Genomic DNA, 19223 nt, shown 5'->3' on the forward strand with positions numbered 1-19223 from the left:
ATGTCCCGAACGCGACGCGACGTGCTCGCCTCGCTCGCCGGAGTCGGGGTCGCCGGACTCGCGGGCTGTACCGCCCTCGACGCGGGCGAATCTGACTCCGATGACCCGACGCTCGACCCGGCGGCGCTCCGGGAGGTCATGGAACTCGGGTCGCCGGCGTTCCCGGCCCGCGTCCCGGCCCCCATCGCGGAGTCGTACCTCGAACAGAGCCGCGGCCGCGCCCGCGAGCTCCTCGATTCCTGCCCCGAGACGATGTCTCCCGAGGAAGTCCCGAACGAGGGCGTCCGCAACGTCTACGCCGAGGCGTACGCAGACGCTACCGCGGCCCTCGCCCCCTCGGACACCGACGAGTCGCCCTTCGAGACGCTTCAGGGACTGCGCTACGCTCGCGGGGCCGCGGCGATGGCGAAGGGAACCTACGACGCCGCGGTCGGTGACCTCACCGAGGCCGACGTGCGCGACGAGGCCGAATCGGTCCGCGCGGATATCGAGTCGTTCCGGCTCGGTACGCGCTACCTCGGTGACGACCCCGACCGGGCGCTCGTCGTGTACGAGGCCGTCGAGAACCTCGTCGCGGGGGCGGTCCGGTCTCTCGACAACGCCGACGAGTACGGCCGCTACGCCGACAGCGCCCCGCGGGTCGGTGAACTACTCGACGCGGTCGAATCCGCGCGGGCGTCGCTCGACGGCGCGCGCCACGTCCGCGACCGCTATCTGGCGTCGATTGCCGACCCGATAGACTTCACCGACGCGTTCGCGTCGACCGCGTCCTCGCTCGGCGGCGTCACCGAGGACCGCCGGGCCGAGTATCCCGAGGAGAGAGGGCTCGAAGCCGTCGTCGCGGGCGAGGGGTTCGACCTCGAACAACTCGAATCCACGCCGGCCAAGGACCTGCTGGTGGAGACGTTCGTCGAAGTCGAACGCGGGCTTCGAGACGCCCGTGAGGGCCTCCGAAGCGACCGCTTCGCCACCGCGCTCGTGGGAGCCCACACCGCCGAGACGCACCGCCGGGCGTTCGAGGAGGCAGTCACGGCGGTCAAACGAGGCCGGTACGAGTCGGCCGAGTCCGCGGCCGCGGTCAGAGACGCGAAACTCGGCGCGCTCGAAGCCCTCGAAGCCGCCCGTTCGGACGGGTCGAACCCGCACCTGACGCGGCGCGCGCTGGTCGATATCGCCCACATGGTCGACCGCGGAGACGGCTACTTCCGCGACGACTACTACGAGGACGGCGACCCTCGGGCCGCGCGAAACGCGCTCGCGCAGTACGCGACCACCGAGTTCGCCGCGCGCGAGACGCCCGACGTGAGCGCGTGGGTGCTCGGGACGCTCGCGGCCGAGCGCGGCGGCGTCGGCCACTGACGGGCCGGTACCTCCGTCTTCAGCACGCTCTCGACCGTCGCCGGCGCGTCCGTGCGCCCGCCCCGTCCGGCCGGGGAAATTACGTGTCGGCGGGTGTACCACTCTCTCACGATGCCTGCCGAACCATTCGTCGTCGTCGGCGGCGACGCCGCCGGACTCTCCGCCGCGAGCAAGTTCGCCCGCGCCGACACCGACCGCGAGGTCGTCGTCTTCGAGAAGGGCCGCTGGGTTTCCTACGCCCACTGCGGGACGCCCTACTTCGTCAAAGGCGAGGTCGACACGCTCACCGACATGCTCTCGCTGTCGCCCGAAGCGGCCGCCGACCGCGGCATCGACCTCCGGCGCGAACACGAGGTCGTCGCCGTCGATACCGACGAGCGGGTCGTCACGGTCGAGGGCCCGGACGGGACGTTCGAACAGCCCTACGGCGACCTCCTCGTCGCCACCGGGGCGCGGGCGCTCCGCGAACCGATAGACGGTATCGACCTCGACGGCGCGTTCACGCTCCACGGCCTGGACGACGCGGCGGCGATTCGGTCGTTCCTCACCGACCCGGACGAGGCCTCGGTCGCCGACCTCGGGGGCGGCGGGTTCGTCGACGAGGCGCGCGCGGCCCGCTTCGGCGCGATGGAACCGCCCGAGTCGGTCGCCATCGTCGGCGGCGGCTTCGTCGGCGTCGAGATGGCGGAAGCGTTCACCGTCCACGGCCTCGATGTCCACCTGTTCCAGCGGTCCGGGCACGTCCTCAGCTCCTTCGGCGACGCCGTGGGCGAGCGGGTCGAGGAACATCTCGAAACCCACGGCGTCACGCTCCACCTCGGCGCGTCGGTGGAGCGACTCCGCGGCGACGACGCGGGCCGGGTCGAGGCCGTCGTCTGCGAGGGCGACGAACTCGCGGTCGACGCGGCGATGGTCGGTATCGGTCTCCGCCCCAACTCGGACCTCGTCGCCGACGCGGTCGACCTCGGTGAGACGGGCGCTATCGCGGTCGACGACTACGGGCGGACGAGTGCCGAGCGCGTCTACGCCGCGGGCGACTGCGCCGAAATCGACCACGTCGTCACCGGCGAGCCGACGTGGAACACGCTCGGTCTGCCCGCGAACCGCGCCGGGCGCGCCATCGGCCAGACCGTCGCCGGCGACCCCGAACCCATCGGAACCGTCGCGAACACTTCGGTCGTGAAGGCGTTCGACCTCGAATGCGGCCGCGCCGGCGTGACCGACTTCGACGAGGCGCGCGATGCGGGCTTCGACCCCGTCTCGGAGACCATCACCGCCGGCTCGCGGTCGGGATACTACCCCGGCTCCGCCGAGACGACCGTCACGCTCGTCGCCGACCGCGACACCGGCAGACTGCTCGGCGGGACCATCGTCGGGGCCGACCGCGCCGCCGTCAGAATCGACACCGTGGCGACCGCGCTCGCCGCCGAGTTGACCGTCGCCGAGGTGGAGCGACTCGACCTCGGCTACGCGCCGCCGTTCAGCCCCGTCTGGGACCCGATTCTGACCGCGGCGAAGGTCCTCCGCGGCTCGCTGTAAGCTGCGAGCGGTTCGAAATTCGAACCGAACAAAACGACTATTATTGATTGTGTGGTAACGATACGCTCACGTGCTGGATATTACTGCAACCGAACGCGGGCGTCTCGAATCCGTGTCGGCGGAGACGGAACGGTCGACGCGGCTGAAACGGACGGCGGAACCGACGGAGCGGCCGAGTTCGCCGGAGCCGCGCCGCCGCCCGTCGAGCGGAGCGTGGTGTCGGTGAACGGCCGGGTCGCCGCCGGGCTGTTCGTCCTGCTGGGACTGCTCTGGGGGAGTTCGTTCGTCGCAATCGAAGTCGGCCTCGCGTACTTCCCGCCGCTCCAGTTCGCGGCGCTTCGGTTCTTCCTCGCGGGGCTCATCGTCCTCGGCTACGCCGCCGTCTCGACCGACTACTGGCGGCCGCACAGCCGGACCGACTGGACGCTCGTCGGCGTCTCCGGCGGCCTCCTCATCGGCGCGCACCACGCGTTTCTCTACCTCGGACAGGAGCACGTCCCCGGGGCGGTGGCGGCCATCGTCATCAGCCTCGGGCCGGTCCTGACCGCGCTGTTCGCGACGGGTATCCTCGGTGACCGCATCTCCCCGCTCGGCGTCCTCGGCTTCGGCTTCGGCTTTCTGGGTGTCGGCCTCGTCGCCCGACCGGACCCGAGCGCGCTCCTCTCCAGCGACGTGGTCGGCGTCGCCACCGTCCTCGTCGCCTCGGCGTGTTTCGCCCTCGGTGCCGTCCTGACGCGCCCCTTCTCCTCGGACATCCCCGCGCGGACCCTTCAGGCGTGGGCGATGCTGTTCGGGGCCGCGCTCCTGTCTGTCGCAGGCGTCGCCACCGGCGAGTCGCTCGCGACCATCGAGTGGTCCGGCGTCGCCGTCGGCTCCCTGCTCTACCTTGCCGTCGTCAGCGGCGCGGGCGCGTTCCTCATCTACTTCGAACTGCTCGGTCGCTTCGGTCCGACGCAGATAAACCTCATCGGCTACCTCGAACCCGTCTCCGCGACGCTTCTCAGTTGGGCCTTCCTCGGCCAGCTCATCGACGCCGTGACCGCGCTCGGCTTCGTCTCCATCTTCGCCGGCTTCGCGCTCATCAAGCGCCGGGCGCTCGGGGAGTTGGTCGCGGGTGCACGCGACGGGGCGGCGGAGTGAGTCCGCGGTCGCGTCCCGCGTCCCGCGTTTCACCCCCGGAGCAACGGGCACAAGTAGTCGAGCGAGCGAACACTCACTCACCATGCCCGCCGACTCCGTGCCGCCCGAGCAGAAAGCACAGATTGCGAACGCGGTCCGCGCGGCGCTCGCCGAGCACGGCTACGCTCGGCTGACGACGAAGAAGGTGGCCGCGGAGAGCGACAAGAGCGAGGCGGGACTGTACTACTACTACGACTCGAAAGACGAGATGATAGTCGCGTTCCTCGAAACCTCCGAGGACTACCTCGCGCGGAGCCTTGACGACATCGACGCCGAGGGCCCCGAAGCGCGACTGCGAGCGGTCTGCGACATCCTCCTCGTCGACGAGGGCGACGCGGCCGCCGCCGGCGTCAACATCGCCGTCATGGAACTCCTCTCGCACGCGCCGCACAACGAGACGCTCCGCGAACCCCTGCTCAGGATGGAGCGCCACACCCTCGGCGTCATCGCCGACATCGTCCGCGACGGCGTCGAACAGGGCGTCTTCCGCGAGGTCGACCCCGAAGGAACGGCCGCGTTCGTCCTCTCGGCGACCGACGGTTACACCGGCTTTGCCCTCGCGCTCGGGATGGAGGGCGTCGGGGACGACCTCCGGGCGTCGCTGTCGGCGTACATCGACTCGCTGTTGGTCGTCGCGTGAGCGCGCCCCCGACCGTCTACTTCCGCCGACCACCTTTCGGTCCGGCGCATCTCCGCCGAATCGGCCGTATGGAGTGGACGAACGCCTGTCGAAGGGTCGTGGTACCTTGACTCTCAGAAGTGTTATCCGTCGGACGACCCTCGATTTGTACGTAATGGCACACGGCAAAGTTGATTTCTTCAACGACACTGGCGGCTACGGTTTCATCTCTACTGACGACGGCGACCTCGACGACGACGAAGACGTGTTCTTCCACATGGAAGACGTCGGCGGCGACGACCTCACCGAAGGCACCGAAGTCGAGTTCGACATCGAGTCCTCGCCCAAGGGCCCCCGCGCGGCGAACGTCGTCCGGCAGTAACATCGAGACGCGACTGCCGGTCACAGCTGGCAGACGCCGACCTCGATTTTTCAGACGACTACGCCCCGAGCAGACGCGCTCGACACGACGGTTTCACCCCCGTCGCACTCCCACCCGTCTCCAAGTAAGTACTTACTCAGTAGATTTATATCGCTTCTCGAACGACTCGATTCCATGCCGAACCCGTTCAGCGTCCGCGTCCCGTCACATCGAACCCAGCATCCGCGCCCGGCCACAGCTCTCGGAGTTCCCCGATGACGCTCGTCGAGGACGCGACGCTCGGCGTCCACATCCTCGCGGGGTTCGCGGCGCTGTTCGCCGGCTTCGGCGCGATAGTCACGACGAAAGGCGGTCGTCGCCACCGGCGAGCGGGGCGGATTTACGTCGCGGGGATGACCGTCGTCGCGGTCACGTCGCTCGCGTTGTTCGCCCTCGCGCCGACCCGCGGGCGGACGTTCCTCGCGCTCGTCGCCGTGTTCAGCTACTACTTCGTCTTCTCGGGCGACCGCGTCCTCTCGCGGAAGCGCCCGACCGACGGGCCGGAACCGCTCGACTGGGTCGCGGTCGGCCTGCTCACCGCCGCCGGCGTCGGTCTCCTCGCCATGGGCGCGCTCCGGTTTCTCGCCGGTGACGGTTTCGCCGCCGTGATGCTCGTGTTCGGCGCGGCGGGTACCGGCTTCGGCGTCCGCGACCTCGTCACCTTCCGCCGCGAGCGCGCCGCGTCGCGCGAGTGGTTCTTCGAGCACATCGGCCGCATGGGCGGCGGCTACATCGCCACCGTCACCGCCTTCTCGTCGGTCAACTTCGACTTCCTCCCGACCGTCGCCGCGTGGCTCTGGCCGACCGTCGTCGGCACGCCGCTCATCTTCGCGGCCATCCGGAAGTACAGACGCGGGCCGTCTAGTGGGGCCGCCCCGACCGCGGATTGACGCCGGTCCGCGGGTGGTCGCTCGCCTCGCAGTCTGCGCATTCTCTCTTATCGACGTTCCGCTCACCACCACGAACAGCGGCGCTCACCGGCGACTCCGTCACCAGCACAAACTAATAACATAGCAATATAGAATAGCAGAACTTATTATCTCTAAGCAGTTTTCTAATAACATGCCAACGAAGACCCGACGCAGGTTCCTCGCGACAGTCGCCGGAAGCGCCGCCGTCGGCCTCGCGGGTTGTCTCGGCGGTGATGACTCGTCCGATTCGGCTGGTTCGACCGACTCACCCGCCGCCCCGGAGACGACGGCGACGGCTTCCTTTTTCGTCTTCGGGGACGTGGCGCGCCACGTCGCTGGCGACGCCGCGTCCGTCGAGACGCTCGTCCCCATCGGCCAGCACGGCCACGGCTGGGAGCCCGGCCCGGACGTGCAGGGTCGGGTGCTCGAATCCGACCTGTTCGTCCACGGAATGCCCGGTTTTCAGCCGTGGGCCGACGACATCCGCACCTCGCTCGAAGCCGACGACTCGGGTGTCTCCGAAGTCGACGCTTCCGCCGACGTGGAACTCCACGAAATCGGCGCGGACGGGCACGTCCACGACGACGAGTCACACGACGAGACGGAACACCACGAGGAGGAGACGCACGCCAACGAGACGGACCACACCAACGAGACCGAACACCACGAGGAGACCGAACACCACGACGACGAGCACGCCGAGGAGTCGGAGACGCACGACCACGGCGAACTCGACCCGCACTTCTGGCTGGACCCCACGCGGGTCGCCACCGCGACCGAGACGCTCCGCGACGCCTTCCAGTCGGTCGATGCCGCGAACGCCGACGCCTACGCCGCGAACGCCGAGTCCTACCGCGAGACGCTCTCGGAACTCGACGCCGCATTCGAAGACGGCCTCGCGGACCGCGAGCGCGACGTGCTTCTCGTCGCCAGCCACGACGCCTACGGCTACCTGGCCGACCGCTACGACCTCGACATCGTCGCGCTCACCGGCATCTCGCCCGACGAGGAGCCGTCGCCGCGGGACATCGAGCGGGCGCAGGCGACCATCGAGGAACACGGTATCCGACACGTCCTCGCCGACCCGCTGGAGTCCGACCGCGCCGCGCAGCAACTCGTCTCCGAGACGGACGCCGAAAACGTGCTCCCGCTCACGCCGCTTCCCGGCGTAATGACTGAGTGGGAGGAAAACGACTGGGGGTACGTGGACATCATGCGCGAGGTGAACCTCCCGTCGCTCCGGACGGCGCTCGGCGCGCAATGACGGCCGTCTCGCTCAGCGACGTGACCTTTTCGTACGGCGATGTCCCGGTCGTGGACGGGGTTTCGCTCGACGTGCCCGAAGGCGAGTTCCTCGGGCTCGTCGGCCCGAACGGGTCGGGAAAGAGCACGCTCCTGACGCTGATGCTCGGCCTCCAACGCCCGACCCGAGGCGAGGTGCGGCTGTTCGACCGCCCCGCCCACGAGTTCTCCGACGGCGAGCGCGTCGCCTACGTCGCACAGGACGCGACGGACGCGGCCCGCGACATGCCCGTCACCGTCCGCGAAGTCGTTCGGATGGGGCGCTACCCGCGGAACCTGTTCGGCCGCTTCTCGGCCGCCGACCGCGAGGCGGTCGCCGCGGCGCTCGACCGCGTCGATATCGCGGACCTCGCTGACCGCCGGGTCGGAGCGCTCTCCGGCGGCCAGCGCCAGCGGGTCTTCGTCGCCCGGGCGCTCGCGGCCGAAGCCGACCTGCTCGCGCTCGACGAGCCGACGGTCGCCCTCGACGCCGAGTCCCGCGAGGCGTTCTACGACCTCCTCGGCGACCTGAACGAACAGGGGATGACGGTCGTCCTCGTCGAACACGACATCGGCGTCGTCACGACCCGCGCGTCCCGAATCGCCTGTCTCAACAAGCGGCTGTACTTCCACGGCGACCCCGACGACTTCGCCGACAGCGACGCCCTCGCCGCGGCCTACGGCGCGAACCAGCGCGTGCTCGACCACGACCACGGTCACGGCCACGCCGAACCGGAGGACGAGTCGTGACCGGCCCCGTCGCGCTCGCGGCGACCGACCTCCTCGCGGTCGAGTTCTCCGCGGCCGACTCCCTCGCGCCGCTCCTCGTGACCGACGCGCTCACGGGACTCTTCGACTGGTTCCTGACGGCGGTCGTCGGCGGCGCGTTCTCGTGGCTCGCCGGCGTCACCGGCCTCGACTTCCTCGGCTATCCCTACATGCAGCGGGCGTACCTCTCGGTGCTCTGCATCGGCGTCGTCGGCCCGCTCGTCGGGTCGTTCCTCGTCTATCGCGACCTCTCGATGGTCGGGGACACGCTCGCCCACACCGCCTTCGCGGGGGTCGCGCTCGCGCTCTTTCTCGACGCGACGCTCGGCCTCGCGGTCCCGCCGCTCCTCGGCGCGCTCGTCGTCGCCGTCGTCGCGGCGCTCGTCGTGCAGGCGCTCATCGAGTACACCGACGCCCGGAGCGACGCCGCGCTGGCGATGGTTCTGACCGGCGGCTTCGCCCTCGGGAGCGTGCTCATCTCGCTGACCGGCGGCGGCATCTCGGTCGGCATCAACCAGTATCTGTTCGGCTCGCTGGCGACCGTCTCGCGGGCCGACGTGGGCCTCCTCGTCACGATGGGGCTCGTCGTCGTCGGCTCGGTCGCGGTCGCCTACCGGCCGCTCGTCTACGTCACCTTCGACGAGACGGCCGCCCGTGCCTCGCGGCTCCACGTCCGCGCCGTCAACACGCTCCTGTCGATTCTCACCGCGTTCGTCGTCGTCAGCGCGATGCGAATCATGGGCGTCATCCTCGTCGCGGCGCTGCTCGTCATCCCCGTCGTCACCGCCTCCCGGCTCGGGCGGAGCTTCAAGCAGTCGCTCCTGTACGGCGTTCTCGCGGGCGAACTCGCCGGCCTCGCCGGCGTCACCGTCGCGTACCTCTACGGGCTCGCCGCCGGCGGCTCCATCGTCCTCGTCGCGCTCGCGGGCTTCGTCGCCGTCGCCGCCGGCCGCCGACTGGCCTGAACGCGCCTCGCTTCGGCCCTCCCACCGAACCCCGGCCGCGCCGACTCCGGAGTGATTCCGGAGAGCCCGGCTGCGACTCCGGAGAGCCCCGCCGCGACGCCGACCTTGACGGCACAACTGATTTCACCACGACCCGACGATTTCCGGTTCTATCAGCGCCGGTAGTCTGGTATCTATATCGTAATATCCTGCTCGTATCTGTCCTCTCAGGCCGCTTCGAGGCAATTAGCGGCAATATGGGGTTATCTCGTTTGATACTGCTCGCGAATACTTATCACTTTACTCTCACACTCGTTCGTATGGAACTCGAGCGAAACGACCGGGAACCGGCCGCCGGAGACGGGCCCGCCTCCCGACAGCACGACGCGTATTCCGGCCCCGGTGCCGCCGGCGCGGCGACAGACGAGGTCCTCGACGACGTGGACGACGTTGACGACGCGACCGACGAAATCGGCACGGCCGTCGCCGAACTCTCCCGCGCCTCCGAGAGCGTGGCCGTCAGCGCACAGGAGATAAGCGACCTCGCGGGCGACCAGTCGACCAACATGCAGGAGGTCGCCGGCGAGGTGTCGAACCTGAGCGCCAGCGTCGAGCAAATCGCCTCCAGCGCCGACCAGACGAAGGCGATGAGCGACCAGGCGCGCGACCTCGCCGCCGAGGGCCGAAGTTCCGCCGACAACGCCGCGGACGCGATGGAGACCGTCGACGACGTGACCACCGACGTGTACGACGAAATCACCGCCCTCCGCGCGAAAGTCGACCAGATAGACAACGTCGTGGAAGTCATCAACGACATCGCCGACCAGACGAACCTGCTCGCGCTCAACGCCTCCATCGAGGCCGCTCGCGCCGGCGAGGCGGGAGCCGGCTTCGCCGTCGTCGCCGACGAGGTCAAGAGCCTCGCCGAGCAGTCCCGCGACAGCGTCTCCGAAATCGAGGCGGTCGTCGGTGACATCCAAGAGACGACCGAGACGACCGTCGACAACATCGAAGAGGCCAACGAGGAAGTCAACGACGGCATCTCTGAGGTCGACGCGGCCGTCTCCGCGCTCCGGAACATCGACGCCGCGGTCGGCGAGGCGGCCGCCGGCGCGGAGGAGGTCGCCCGCGCGACCGACCAGCAGGCCGCGAGTACAGAGGAGGTGGCGAGCCTCGTCGACGAGACCGCTCGGGGCGCGGAGGAGGTCGCCGGCGAAATCGACCAGGTCGCCGCGGCTACCGAAGAGCAGACGGCGAACATCTCGGAGGTCGCGCTCCTCGTCGACCACATCGACGACGAGGTGGACGACCTCGAAGACGAACTCGACGCGGCCGACGACGGGCGCTTCGCCCGGGGTGCGTAGATGTCGCTCACCGACGCGCCCGACGGCGCGCTCGCGGAGCCGACGCAGGTCCTCGAATTCGAACTCGGTGAAGAACGGTACTGCGTCGTCCTCGACGCCGTCACTGAAATCATCGACCGCACATCGGCGCGCTCGCTGCCGGACTCGCCGCCGCACGTCGTCGGCGCGATGGACTACCGGGGCGCGACGACGATGCTCGTTGACACGGCCTCGCTCCTCGGCGTGGGATCGAACCCCGACGCCTCCCGCGTCGTCGTCTTCGACGCCGCCGAGGACGCGACCGCCTTCGGCTGGCTGGTCGACGAGGTCGACCGCGTGACGGAAATCGACCCCGAGGCCGTCGACGACGCGCCGTTCGGTGACGAACTCACCCGCGGCGTCGTCAGGACCGACGACGGCCTCGTCGTCTGGGTCGACCCGCCGGGCGACGACTGAGCCGACCGCACCGTACTTTCTTGAACGCTCCCGCGAACCACTCGGACGATGAATACGCGTCGGGACGCCGCCGTCGATAGCTTCGATTCCTTTCGGCAGTTCATCGGGCTCGAACGCGACGTGCTCGTCCTCTCGGTGGCGATGTTCGCGTTCAGTCTCTCGTTTCAGATGACCGGGCGGTACGTCCCCGAGTACCTCCGAGTGCTCGGAGCCGGCGCGACCGTCGTCGGTCTCTACGGGAGCGTCGGCAACCTCATCGGGGCGCTGTACCCGTATCCGGGGGGCGCGCTCTCCGACCGACTCGGGTCTCGCCTCTCGCTCACGCTGTTCGGCACACTCTCGTCGGCCGGCTTTCTCTTCTGGTTCGTCGCCCCGCAGGTCCCCGAGGTGACGCTCGCGGGCGTCTCGCTCGAACCGTGGCTCTGGATTTTCGTCGGCCTGTTTCTCACGCAGGCGTGGAAGTCGTTCGGCCTCGGCGCGACGTTCGCCATCGTCAAACAGAGCGTCCCGCCGGAGCGGCTGGCGATGGGGTTCGCCAGCACCGAGATTTTCCGCCGCGTCGGCTTCCTCCTCGGGCCGCTCATCGCGGCCGCGCTGCTGGCGGCGACGGCGACGTTCGTCGAGGGTTTTCGGTACGTTCTCATCGTCGCCGCGGCGTTCGGCATCGTCGCCACCGTCGCCCAGCACCTCCTCTACGACGCGGGCGAGGACTCGCTGGGCAGGTCGTTCGAGGGGCTCGCACAGCTCCGCGACGACCTCCGGTCGCTCCCCGAGACGCTCCGGCCGCTCCTCGTCGCGGACACGCTCATCCGGTTCGCCAACGGGATGGTGTACGTCTTCTTCGTCATCGTCGTCACGGAGTTCCTCGAAGTCGGCTTCACCGGCTTCGGCGTCTCGCTCCGCCCGGACGCCTTCTTCGGCGTCCTCCTCGGCGTGGAGATGGTGGTCGCGCTCCTGACGAAGCTCCCCGTCTCGAAGCTCGCCGAGCGGACCGGGCTCAAGCCGGTCGTCGCCCTCGGATTTTCGGTGTACGCGATGTTCCCGGTCCTCCTCATCTTCGCGCCGGCGGACCAGTGGGTCGTCGTCGCCCTCTTTGCGTTCTCCGGGCTCCGGTTCGCCGGCCTCCCCGCGCACAAGGCGCTCATCGTCGGCCCGGCGGAGCGAAACGCCGGCGGGCGGGTGACGGGCGCGTACTACCTCGTGCGGAACACCATCGTCATCCCGAGCGCGGCGCTCGGCGGCTGGCTCTACGCGCGCGACCCGACCCTCGCGTTCTCGGTCGCGTCGCTCGTCGGCGCGGTCGGCGTGGTCTACTTCGCCCTCCGCGGCAAGGAGTTCGCGGCGTACGCGGGCGGGGCCTGACGCTCAGCCACCGGGAGCGCCCCGCGATAGAGACGGTCTGAGCCGCCGATACGGCATTTTAACGGCAGTATAACCAGCTCGGCTGGTGACCGGTCGCTCCGCCCCCGACCACACAAAGATTGAACTTCGTTAACATACATCTTTGTTCATGGATATAGGAATCCTCGGTGCTGGTCGACTCGGTGGGACGTTGGCCCAGCTTTTGGTGGAGTCGAACCACGAGGTGGCGATAGCCAACGACAGCGGAGTCGAGTCGCTCGAAGACCTCTCGGAGACGCTCGGCCCGCAACTGCGCCCGGTGGAACCGAAGCAAGCCGTTCGGTTCGGTGACGTGGTCTTTCTCGCGATTCCGTTCCGCGAGCGCGACTCGCTGCCCGACGCGGCCCGGTTCGCGGAGAAAATCGTGGTCGACGCGATGAACCCCTACACGGAGAACTTCCACGTCATCGACCTCGGCGACGACACCTCCTCGGAGCTCGTCGCGTCTCAACTCCCGGACGCGAGGCTGGTCAAGTCGTTCAACACCATCCACTGGGAGACGCTCCGAGACCTCGGCCACCCGGACCTCCCCGAATCCGAGCGCCTCGCGGTCTTCCTCGCCGGTGACGACTCGGACGCCAAAGCGCGCGTCGCCGGCCTCATCCGTGACATCGGATTCGGCCCCGTCGACGTCGGCGGTCTCGTCTCCGGCGGCGAACTGCTGGAGCCCGGCTCGGCGCTCTACAAGCGCGAAATCACGGTCGAAGAGGCGCAAGACACCGTCCAAACGCTTCGTGCCCGACAGGGCTGACCGTCGTCACCGCAAAACTATCATGGTTTTTGATTGTGTATGTTCGGCACCAGATTCCCCGCGTCGAGTACCACTCCTGTATCCGTTCGATTCCGTGACAGTCACGAATTACAACTGTTCACAAATAGCATGGATTTAAGGGTCACCGTCGCACACAGACGCCTGTTAAGGCACCCATGATGGCACAGACGAACGACTGGAAGGACTCGCGCGTGACGTACGACGAGTCGACCGGCTCATACCGGGTCGACCGCGATTCTTCCGAACTCCTCAGCACGAACGTTGTATTGAGTATTGCGGCAATCGAGGGCGTCCGCCCCACGCAGCTTCCGCCGCTCGCACAGACTATCGACCCCGACGCCCTCGAAACGGTGTTCGGCTGTTCCGAAGACGCGATTCTCTCGTTTTCTTACGCGGGCTACCGCGTGACGCTCGACGCGCTCGGTTCTATCGAAGTGGTCCCCATCGGCGACTCCCAGCCCCTCCAGTGAGGCGACTCGCCGCCTAACCGCCGACCACTCACCGCTCACTCGCCCCGACGAGTGGCGACGCGGCCCCGATTCGGTGCGCCGACCCCGCGACTCGTCCGCGTTCGCGGTAGGTGCCGCCTGACCGACCGGTCGTGACAGTAGGCGAAACATACCAAAACGTCCTGTCACCGTCTCCCACGGTATGTTCGGAACGAGTGGAATCAGAGGTCCGGTTGGCCGAACCGTGACCGCCGAACTCGCCCTTCGAATCGGCCGCGCGGTCGGCTGCGACGCCTGCACCGTCGTCGTCGGCCAGGACGCTCGGCTCAGCGGCGATGTCCTCGCTGACGCCGTGAGCGCCGGGGTCCGCGAGTGCGGCGCGAACGTGGTCCGACTCGGCGTCGCCTCGACTCCGACGGTCGCCCGCGCGGTCGGCTGGGCCGGCGCGGACGCCGGCATCGGAATCACCGCGTCCCACAACCCCGCCGCCGACAACGGCCTGAAGCTCTGGACGCCCAGCGGCCGCGCCTTCGACAAGGCCCAGACGCGCGATATCGTCCATCGACTCAACCGCGACGAGGTGTCGCTCGCCGCGTGGGACGAACACGGCGAAGAGCGCGCGTGGCCCGACGCCGCGACCCGCCACGTGAGCCACCTCGTCTCGTCGTTCGACGACCTCGACGACGTGTCCGTCGCGTTCGACCTCGGCAACGGCACGGGCCGCGTCTCGGTCGACGCGCTCTACGAACTCGGCGCGACGGTCAACACCATCGACGCTCAGCAGGACGGTCGGTTCCCCGCCCGAAAGAGCGAGCCGAACGCCGAGACGCTCACGGCGCTCCGCCGAACCGTCCCCGCGCTCGGCGCGGATGTTGGCCTCGCTCACGACGGCGACGCCGACCGACTCGTCGCGGTCGACGAGACCGGCGCGTACGTCCCCGGCGACGCGTTGCTCGCGCTGTTCGCGCGCGACGCCGTTTCCCCGGGCGACGCCGTCGCCGTCCCCGTCGATACGAGCCTCCTCGTGCAGGACGTGGTCGAGGCCGCCGGCGGGCGCGTCACCTACACCCCGGTCGGTGACGTCCACGTCGCCGAGGCGGTCGCCGAACCCGGCTACGTCTTCGGCGGCGAGCCCTCCGGCGCGTGGATTTGGCCCGACGAGACGCTCGCCCCCGACGGCCACTACGCGGCGCTCACACTCGCTGACCTCGTGGCCCGGGGCGCGCCGCTGTCCGAACAGGTCGCCGACCTCGGCGGCGCGGGGTACGCCACCCGTCGCGCGAGCCTCTCGTTCGACGACAAACACCAGGCGATGGACCGTATCGCTCGCGACATCCACGCGACCTACGACGAGGTCGACACCATCGACGGCATCCGCGTCGACACCGACGACGGCTGGTTCCTCGTCCGCGCCAGCGGGACCGAACCGCTGGTCCGCATCACGGCGGAGGCCCGCGACGAGGACGACGCCGACCGCCTGTTCGAGGACGTTCGCTCGCTCGTCGAGGGCGCGCGCATCGTCGCCTGAAGCCCTCGATTTTGTGACCCGTCCGCCTCCTCGCCCGAGGGTAGTTCAGTTCGCGCACGCGAGCGACCGTTCTCACGGTTTATGTACCGTGACGCCCGACCTCCGCGCAAGCGACGATGCATCACGACTCTCCGCCGCGCGACGGTTCGACGGGTTCGCTCACGCGCCGCGCCGCGACGAAAGCCGTCTCTCTCGGCGCGCTCGCGGCCCTCGCGGGCTGTCTCGGCGGCGGTTCGAACGCGGGGCCGACGCCCGAACCGGTCGATCTCTCGGGCGGGAAGGAAGACGACCAAGGCGGGATGGTCATCGGCCTCCACGCCGGCCCGAACGGACAGATTTTCTACCGCGACAATGCGCCCGAGGGCCACGACAACCCGGCGTGGTTCCACACCCTCAGCATGGGGCTGTTCCCGTACTACTTCGAACACCGGGAGCGGGGTTGGGAGGCGACGGCGGTGTACGTCACGGACTACTCGACGGTCGACTACGAACTCTCGACCGAGGGCGGCGACACGTTCATCTCGACGCCCACCGGCGCGGATACGTTCGGTGACGCCACCGAGATGACCTACGCCGTCGAAAGCGAGGTGCTCGGAGGAATGGGTAAAGACCTGATTCCCTTTTCGTCGGAGTCCGACGCCGACGGGTTCGTCGCCGAACACGGCGGGAAGACCGTGGTGTTCGACGACGTGACGCCCGAGTGGCTCCGCGGCTACATGCGGTCGTAGCGCCTCGCGCCGCCGCTGTCGTCGGGTGAAAACAACGAGCAGCTCGGCGGCGCTCAGAAGGAGTTGTCGGGGACGCGGACGCCGTCGACGTAGACCGACACCGCGTCGGTCGACCGGAAGTCGGTGATGTCGCCCGCGAACTGGTAGCGCCGCGAGTCGTCGCTGACGGTCCCCTCGGCGGCGGGCCCGACCGTTCCGGTCGTGCTGAGCGCGCCGTTCGACTGGAGCGGTGAGATGGACCCGCTGACCGTCACTTCGAACGACGAGACGGAGCCGGTGCCGGCGACGACGAGCGTGTGCCCGTCGCCGTCGGCGGACTCGCCTGTCTGTTCCGTCGCCGAGCCGAGCCCAGAGAAGCCCGCGAGCGCGCCGGCGGCCGATACCGACCCGCACAGCGCGAGGTATTTGCGTCTACCGACGTCGTCGTCAGTCGTCGTCTCTGGGTCCTGCCCGGTGGACCGTTCTCTTACCATGTCTCAGGGGTTGCGGATTACACCCATAAATGTTGCGATAATTACATTAGTAGGAATACATGAATGTCTATCGATGATATTATTGGCGGTGTTACTGTTCGATTTGACGACAAGTCCTGTCGATTCGTTCGAGGGACGAAAACGCTTGACTGTGCTCTTTTATTCTCGAATTAATCCGTTTCTTATGGCTGCATTAATCCCGGATTCGGGACGCCGATTCGACTATCCGAGTTCTGATATTTTTGGCGCTCCCTGAGTGTACTAACTTCTGATACGAACACTCGGCGCGGTGCGCCGCAGTCCGCTGCCCGCGGATATCACGCCGCGCCACGCCTCGTTCTCCGCTCAGACTCCGGCCGGGTCGGCCGGGGCGGCTCGGCGTCGAGCGTCGTCGGATGCGGTCGCGCTCGGTGTGGGTTCGGTGCGGTCGGACGGAGTCAGCGCTCGGTGCGGTCGCTCGGGTCGAACCGGCGGCGAAAGGAGGAGGGGGCCAAACGAGACCGCGGGGACCGATGCGGCCACCAGCGACGAGTCGTTCTCGTCTTCGGTTTCTTCCGGGGCGAGCGTCCCACTCGCGCCCGCGGGCGTTCGAACGGACGGTTCTTCTGTCTACGAGCGTGCGCTATCCGAGGAACCCGACGCGTCGGTTTTCCCAGTCTCGGCGTTGGACGATGGACTCGCGTCCTTTCTCGGACATCTCGTAGAAGTTCGTCCGACGGTCGTGTTGTCCCTTGTTGACGTACCCCTGTTCGACGAGGGCGTCGAGGTTCGGGTAGAGCCGACCGTGATTCACCTCCCCGACGTCCTTGCTGATCATCTCTTTAATCTCCTGCCCGGACGGGCGCTCTGCGCCGGCGATCACGTACAGCAGGTCGCGCTGGAAGCCAGTCAGTTCGAACATGTAGTCTCGAATCTAAGTATCGCCGCCATCGGGTATTGTTAGCCACCTCTATACTGGACAATTGGGTTCCTTACCGCCGTTGTCGCGAGTTTGCTCCCGTTTCGGCGCGAGGTTTTTTCTCTGAATCCGCGAGGTGTGTACTCGTCTCTGAGACCGCAATTACTCCCTCTCGCTGACGGTCTGCGCCCCGATAACAATCGCGTGAAGATGAGCTTAATACGCGGGAGGGACCGACTCGGTGCCTCCCGGAAACGTCACGATAACAAAGGTTGGGTGTGGTGTAGTACGACCCAACCGGGTCGGGTCCCCCTTTCGCACCGCGTGCGGGACCACCCCCGCACACGACGATGACAACACTATCAAAAGACGAGCTATTCCGCATCCTCAGCAACTCCCGGCGGAGGCAGATTCTCTACTTCCTCCATCGGGGGGGCGAGGCGATTTCGCTGAAGGAACTCGCAGCGATGGTCGCTGCTCGAGAGAACGGAACGGCGGTCGAAGACGTGACCGACGAAGAGCGACAGCGCGTGTATATCTCGCTGTACCAGACGCATCTCCCGAAACTCGAGAGCGCCGGTCTGGTCGATTACGACGAGGAGGAGCGCTCTGTCGAACTCGTTCCGAACGTCGCCAAGCGGGGGTTCTTCTGGATGCAGCCCGGCGCGAGCGAGTCGTGGAGTCGGTACTACGCGCTGCTCGGCGCGCTCAGCTGGGCGCTCATTCTCGGTCTGTGGGCGGGGCTCCCCGGATTCGCGCTCGTCTCGTGGAGCGCCGTCGCGGTGTTCGTCTCCGCGGCGCTCCTCGTGTTGGTGCTCGCGCAGTATCTCTCGGAACGGAACGGGGGAACTTCGGCCGACGCCTTCGAGGCGCTCGTGGAATAACCGCCGAATAAACCTGTCTTGTCGCGGCTCCCGAGAGGGCCGTCGCCAACCGCACACGTATTCTCAGTCGATGCTACTGCCGAACCGTCGTGCTCGTGTGACTAACTGACAGTACGAATTTATTTCCTCATCTAGAAACGACGCTCGCCAGCCAAAAACGGGATACGCGGTCGTCTTCTGGTCGGATTCTATTACTGTTGGATGTATTGAAAGTCTGAGTTGGTATAGATTGTTACAACCACTTTACTTGCAGATTTTGAGACCCTAACAGTCGGAGAAATCAGAGTGTGGGATTGTCAGACAAGTATATATCCTCGTTTAACCTATTAGTTCACTGACCCTCTGTATCTGGGGCGCGCTTGGTGGGGCGCATCCAAAGGTTGTGGTCTGTGCTAACGTCTCGTGGTCACCCCTCTCGACCGACCACGACACACGGTAGCACCCGACTACACAGTGGGGGAGGAAGGAACAATGGTTACCGATTCACTGCAAGCCGACACCGACGTTGTTGACCAGACGGCGAACGAACGACTCGCGGAGACGACTGGTGGGTCTCACGCGGCCGCAGCACAGCAGCAACAACCCGAAATCGAAGCGCTCTCGAAGGACATCGTCTTCGAGATTCTGAAGAACCAGCGCCGGCGCGACGCGCTCCGGTTCCTCAAGGAGAACGACGGCGAAGCGAAGCTCGGCGACATGGCCGAGTTCATCGCCGCGAAGGAAAACGGCATCGAGATAAAGGCGCTGTCGTCGAGCCAACGCAAGCGCGTGTACATCGGTCTGTACCAGTGCCACCTGCCGAAGATGGACTCGGCGGGCATCGTCGACTTCGAGAAGAACCGCGGTGACATCACGCTTCTCGACACCGCGAAACAGCTCGACCAGTATCTCGACGGCGACATCGTCAGCACCGACGCCGACGACGAGCAGTCGGCGTCGCTCGCCGCGTCGCCCAAGCGGAACCTCGTTATCGCCGCCGGCGTGGCCGCGACCGTCTCCGGCGGACTGCTCGGCGTCCCCGGACTCGAACAGGTCCCGGCCGCCGGCTGGGCCGTGTTGAGCACCGCGACGCTCATGGCCGTCACCGCGATGGAGTCGTACAAGGACCGCCTCGACCTCTGAGTGGGTCAGTCCTCATCGCGTCCGCGACGATACCGATTTCGAACGACTGCACCCGGATTTTACTTCGCTCCGCTTTCGAACAGCCGCGGCGCTCGGCCCGCCTCTTTCCGTTTCCCTCCCCGCTGTCTGCTCTCCTTTTTCCTCCTCC

20 protein-coding genes are annotated in these 19223 nt (G+C 67.5%); 18 read left to right on the forward strand and 2 right to left on the reverse strand.

Going from position 1 to position 19223, the window contains the following annotated elements:
- From DEQ67_RS17640 to DEQ67_RS17715, 16 genes are all read left to right on the forward strand, one after another.
- A complete protein-coding gene (locus DEQ67_RS17640; protein ID WP_115862038.1) occupies nt 1-1359 on the forward strand; it encodes a hypothetical protein in 1359 nt (452 codons plus the stop codon).
- A 111-nt stretch (nt 1360-1470) separates the two neighbouring features.
- On the forward strand, nt 1471-2898 hold the full coding sequence (locus DEQ67_RS17645) for an FAD-dependent oxidoreductase (RefSeq protein WP_115862040.1): 1428 nt from the start codon (nt 1471-1473) through the stop codon (nt 2896-2898).
- Nucleotides 2899-3114: 216 nt separating this feature from the next.
- A complete protein-coding gene (locus DEQ67_RS17650) occupies nt 3115-4038 on the forward strand; it encodes a DMT family transporter (RefSeq protein ID WP_004064762.1) in 924 nt (307 codons plus the stop codon).
- 82 nt (nt 4039-4120) lie between these two features.
- Nucleotides 4121-4717 (forward strand): TetR/AcrR family transcriptional regulator, encoded by a 597-nt coding sequence (locus tag DEQ67_RS17655; protein ID WP_006601011.1) that lies wholly within the window; start codon nt 4121-4123, stop codon nt 4715-4717.
- A 154-nt stretch (nt 4718-4871) separates the two neighbouring features.
- A complete protein-coding gene (locus DEQ67_RS17660; RefSeq protein WP_004040969.1) occupies nt 4872-5078 on the forward strand; it encodes a cold-shock protein in 207 nt (68 codons plus the stop codon).
- A gap of 254 nt (nt 5079-5332) precedes the next feature.
- Entirely contained in the window at nt 5333-6007 is a 675-nt protein-coding gene (locus DEQ67_RS17665) for a hypothetical protein (protein ID WP_115862042.1), read from the forward strand.
- Between the two features lie 172 nt (nt 6008-6179).
- Nucleotides 6180-7292 carry a metal ABC transporter substrate-binding protein gene (locus DEQ67_RS17670; protein WP_115803799.1) on the forward strand — a complete coding sequence of 371 codons (1113 nt, stop codon included), beginning with the start codon at nt 6180-6182 and terminating at the stop codon, nt 7290-7292.
- Nucleotides 7289-8059 (forward strand): metal ABC transporter ATP-binding protein, encoded by a 771-nt coding sequence (locus DEQ67_RS17675; protein WP_115862044.1) that lies wholly within the window; start codon nt 7289-7291, stop codon nt 8057-8059. The genes DEQ67_RS17670 and DEQ67_RS17675 overlap by 4 nt, the downstream gene beginning before the upstream one ends.
- Nucleotides 8056-9042: a metal ABC transporter permease gene (locus tag DEQ67_RS17680; RefSeq protein ID WP_004064772.1), complete on the forward strand. Its 987-nt coding sequence runs from the start codon at nt 8056-8058 to the stop codon at nt 9040-9042. The genes DEQ67_RS17675 and DEQ67_RS17680 overlap by 4 nt, the downstream gene beginning before the upstream one ends.
- Nucleotides 9043-9341: 299 nt before the next feature.
- The gene (locus tag DEQ67_RS17685) at nt 9342-10385 is read left to right on the forward strand and encodes a methyl-accepting chemotaxis protein (protein WP_115862046.1); all 1044 of its coding nucleotides are present in this window, start codon (nt 9342-9344) and stop codon (nt 10383-10385) included.
- A complete protein-coding gene (locus DEQ67_RS17690) occupies nt 10386-10820 on the forward strand; it encodes a chemotaxis protein CheW (RefSeq protein ID WP_004064776.1) in 435 nt (144 codons plus the stop codon).
- Between the two features lie 48 nt (nt 10821-10868).
- Nucleotides 10869-12182, forward strand: a complete 1314-nt coding sequence (locus DEQ67_RS17695) for an MFS transporter (RefSeq protein ID WP_115862048.1) — start codon at nt 10869-10871, stop codon at nt 12180-12182.
- 148 nt (nt 12183-12330) lie between these two features.
- Nucleotides 12331-12972 (forward strand): NADPH-dependent F420 reductase, encoded by a 642-nt coding sequence (locus DEQ67_RS17700; protein ID WP_013035211.1) that lies wholly within the window; start codon nt 12331-12333, stop codon nt 12970-12972.
- Between the two features lie 176 nt (nt 12973-13148).
- Complete coding sequence (locus tag DEQ67_RS17705) at nt 13149-13463, forward strand: HalOD1 output domain-containing protein (RefSeq protein ID WP_008610372.1); 315 nt, start codon at nt 13149-13151, stop codon at nt 13461-13463.
- Between the two features lie 223 nt (nt 13464-13686).
- Nucleotides 13687-14970, forward strand: coding sequence for a phosphopentomutase/phosphoglucosamine mutase (locus tag DEQ67_RS17710; RefSeq protein WP_008610371.1), 1284 nt, complete (start codon nt 13687-13689; stop codon nt 14968-14970).
- Nucleotides 14971-15086: 116 nt separating this feature from the next.
- Complete coding sequence (locus DEQ67_RS17715; protein WP_115862050.1) at nt 15087-15698, forward strand: nitrous oxide reductase accessory protein NosL; 612 nt, start codon at nt 15087-15089, stop codon at nt 15696-15698.
- Between the two features lie 53 nt (nt 15699-15751).
- Here DEQ67_RS17715 and DEQ67_RS17720 read toward each other — a convergent pair whose 3' ends face one another.
- Both DEQ67_RS17720 and DEQ67_RS17725 read right to left on the reverse strand, forming a co-directional pair.
- Complete coding sequence (locus DEQ67_RS17720; RefSeq protein ID WP_004064785.1) at nt 15752-16171, reverse strand: hypothetical protein; 420 nt, start codon at nt 16169-16171, stop codon at nt 15752-15754.
- Nucleotides 16172-16793: 622 nt separating this feature from the next.
- Nucleotides 16794-17072, reverse strand: a complete 279-nt coding sequence (locus DEQ67_RS17725) for a PadR family transcriptional regulator (protein ID WP_004040955.1) — start codon at nt 17070-17072, stop codon at nt 16794-16796.
- A gap of 347 nt (nt 17073-17419) precedes the next feature.
- Between DEQ67_RS17725 and DEQ67_RS17730 the strand changes: the two genes are divergently transcribed.
- Together DEQ67_RS17730 and DEQ67_RS17735 are read left to right on the forward strand one after the other, a co-directional pair.
- The gene (locus DEQ67_RS17730) at nt 17420-17953 is read left to right on the forward strand and encodes a DUF7344 domain-containing protein (protein WP_049896204.1); all 534 of its coding nucleotides are present in this window, start codon (nt 17420-17422) and stop codon (nt 17951-17953) included.
- A 471-nt stretch (nt 17954-18424) separates the two neighbouring features.
- The gene (locus DEQ67_RS17735; protein WP_115803792.1) at nt 18425-19075 is read left to right on the forward strand and encodes a DUF7344 domain-containing protein; all 651 of its coding nucleotides are present in this window, start codon (nt 18425-18427) and stop codon (nt 19073-19075) included.
- The last annotated feature ends 148 nt before the right edge of the window (nt 19076-19223 follow it).

This window comes from Haloferax sp. Atlit-48N (genome assembly GCF_003383015.2).
Taxonomy (GTDB): domain Archaea; phylum Halobacteriota; class Halobacteria; order Halobacteriales; family Haloferacaceae; genus Haloferax; species Haloferax volcanii.

Coding starts and splice junctions, on each gene's coding strand:
- DEQ67_RS17735 (WP_115803792.1), top strand. CDS start 18,425: ATGGTTACCGATTCACTGCAAGCCGACACCGACGTTGTTGACCAGACG.
- DEQ67_RS17670 (WP_115803799.1), top strand. CDS start 6,180: ATGCCAACGAAGACCCGACGCAGGTTCCTCGCGACAGTCGCCGGAAGC.
- DEQ67_RS17715 (WP_115862050.1), top strand. CDS start 15,087: ATGCATCACGACTCTCCGCCGCGCGACGGTTCGACGGGTTCGCTCACG.
- DEQ67_RS17725 (WP_004040955.1), bottom strand. CDS start 17,072: ATGTTCGAACTGACTGGCTTCCAGCGCGACCTGCTGTACGTGATCGCC.
- DEQ67_RS17665 (WP_115862042.1), top strand. CDS start 5,333: ATGACGCTCGTCGAGGACGCGACGCTCGGCGTCCACATCCTCGCGGGG.
- DEQ67_RS17695 (WP_115862048.1), top strand. CDS start 10,869: ATGAATACGCGTCGGGACGCCGCCGTCGATAGCTTCGATTCCTTTCGG.
- DEQ67_RS17690 (WP_004064776.1), top strand. CDS start 10,386: ATGTCGCTCACCGACGCGCCCGACGGCGCGCTCGCGGAGCCGACGCAG.
- DEQ67_RS17730 (WP_049896204.1), top strand. CDS start 17,420: ATGACAACACTATCAAAAGACGAGCTATTCCGCATCCTCAGCAACTCC.
- DEQ67_RS17685 (WP_115862046.1), top strand. CDS start 9,342: ATGGAACTCGAGCGAAACGACCGGGAACCGGCCGCCGGAGACGGGCCC.
- DEQ67_RS17645 (WP_115862040.1), top strand. CDS start 1,471: ATGCCTGCCGAACCATTCGTCGTCGTCGGCGGCGACGCCGCCGGACTC.
- DEQ67_RS17675 (WP_115862044.1), top strand. CDS start 7,289: ATGACGGCCGTCTCGCTCAGCGACGTGACCTTTTCGTACGGCGATGTC.
- DEQ67_RS17700 (WP_013035211.1), top strand. CDS start 12,331: ATGGATATAGGAATCCTCGGTGCTGGTCGACTCGGTGGGACGTTGGCC.
- DEQ67_RS17640 (WP_115862038.1), top strand. CDS start 1: ATGTCCCGAACGCGACGCGACGTGCTCGCCTCGCTCGCCGGAGTCGGG.
- DEQ67_RS17720 (WP_004064785.1), bottom strand. CDS start 16,171: ATGGTAAGAGAACGGTCCACCGGGCAGGACCCAGAGACGACGACTGAC.
- DEQ67_RS17655 (WP_006601011.1), top strand. CDS start 4,121: ATGCCCGCCGACTCCGTGCCGCCCGAGCAGAAAGCACAGATTGCGAAC.
- DEQ67_RS17660 (WP_004040969.1), top strand. CDS start 4,872: ATGGCACACGGCAAAGTTGATTTCTTCAACGACACTGGCGGCTACGGT.
- DEQ67_RS17705 (WP_008610372.1), top strand. CDS start 13,149: ATGATGGCACAGACGAACGACTGGAAGGACTCGCGCGTGACGTACGAC.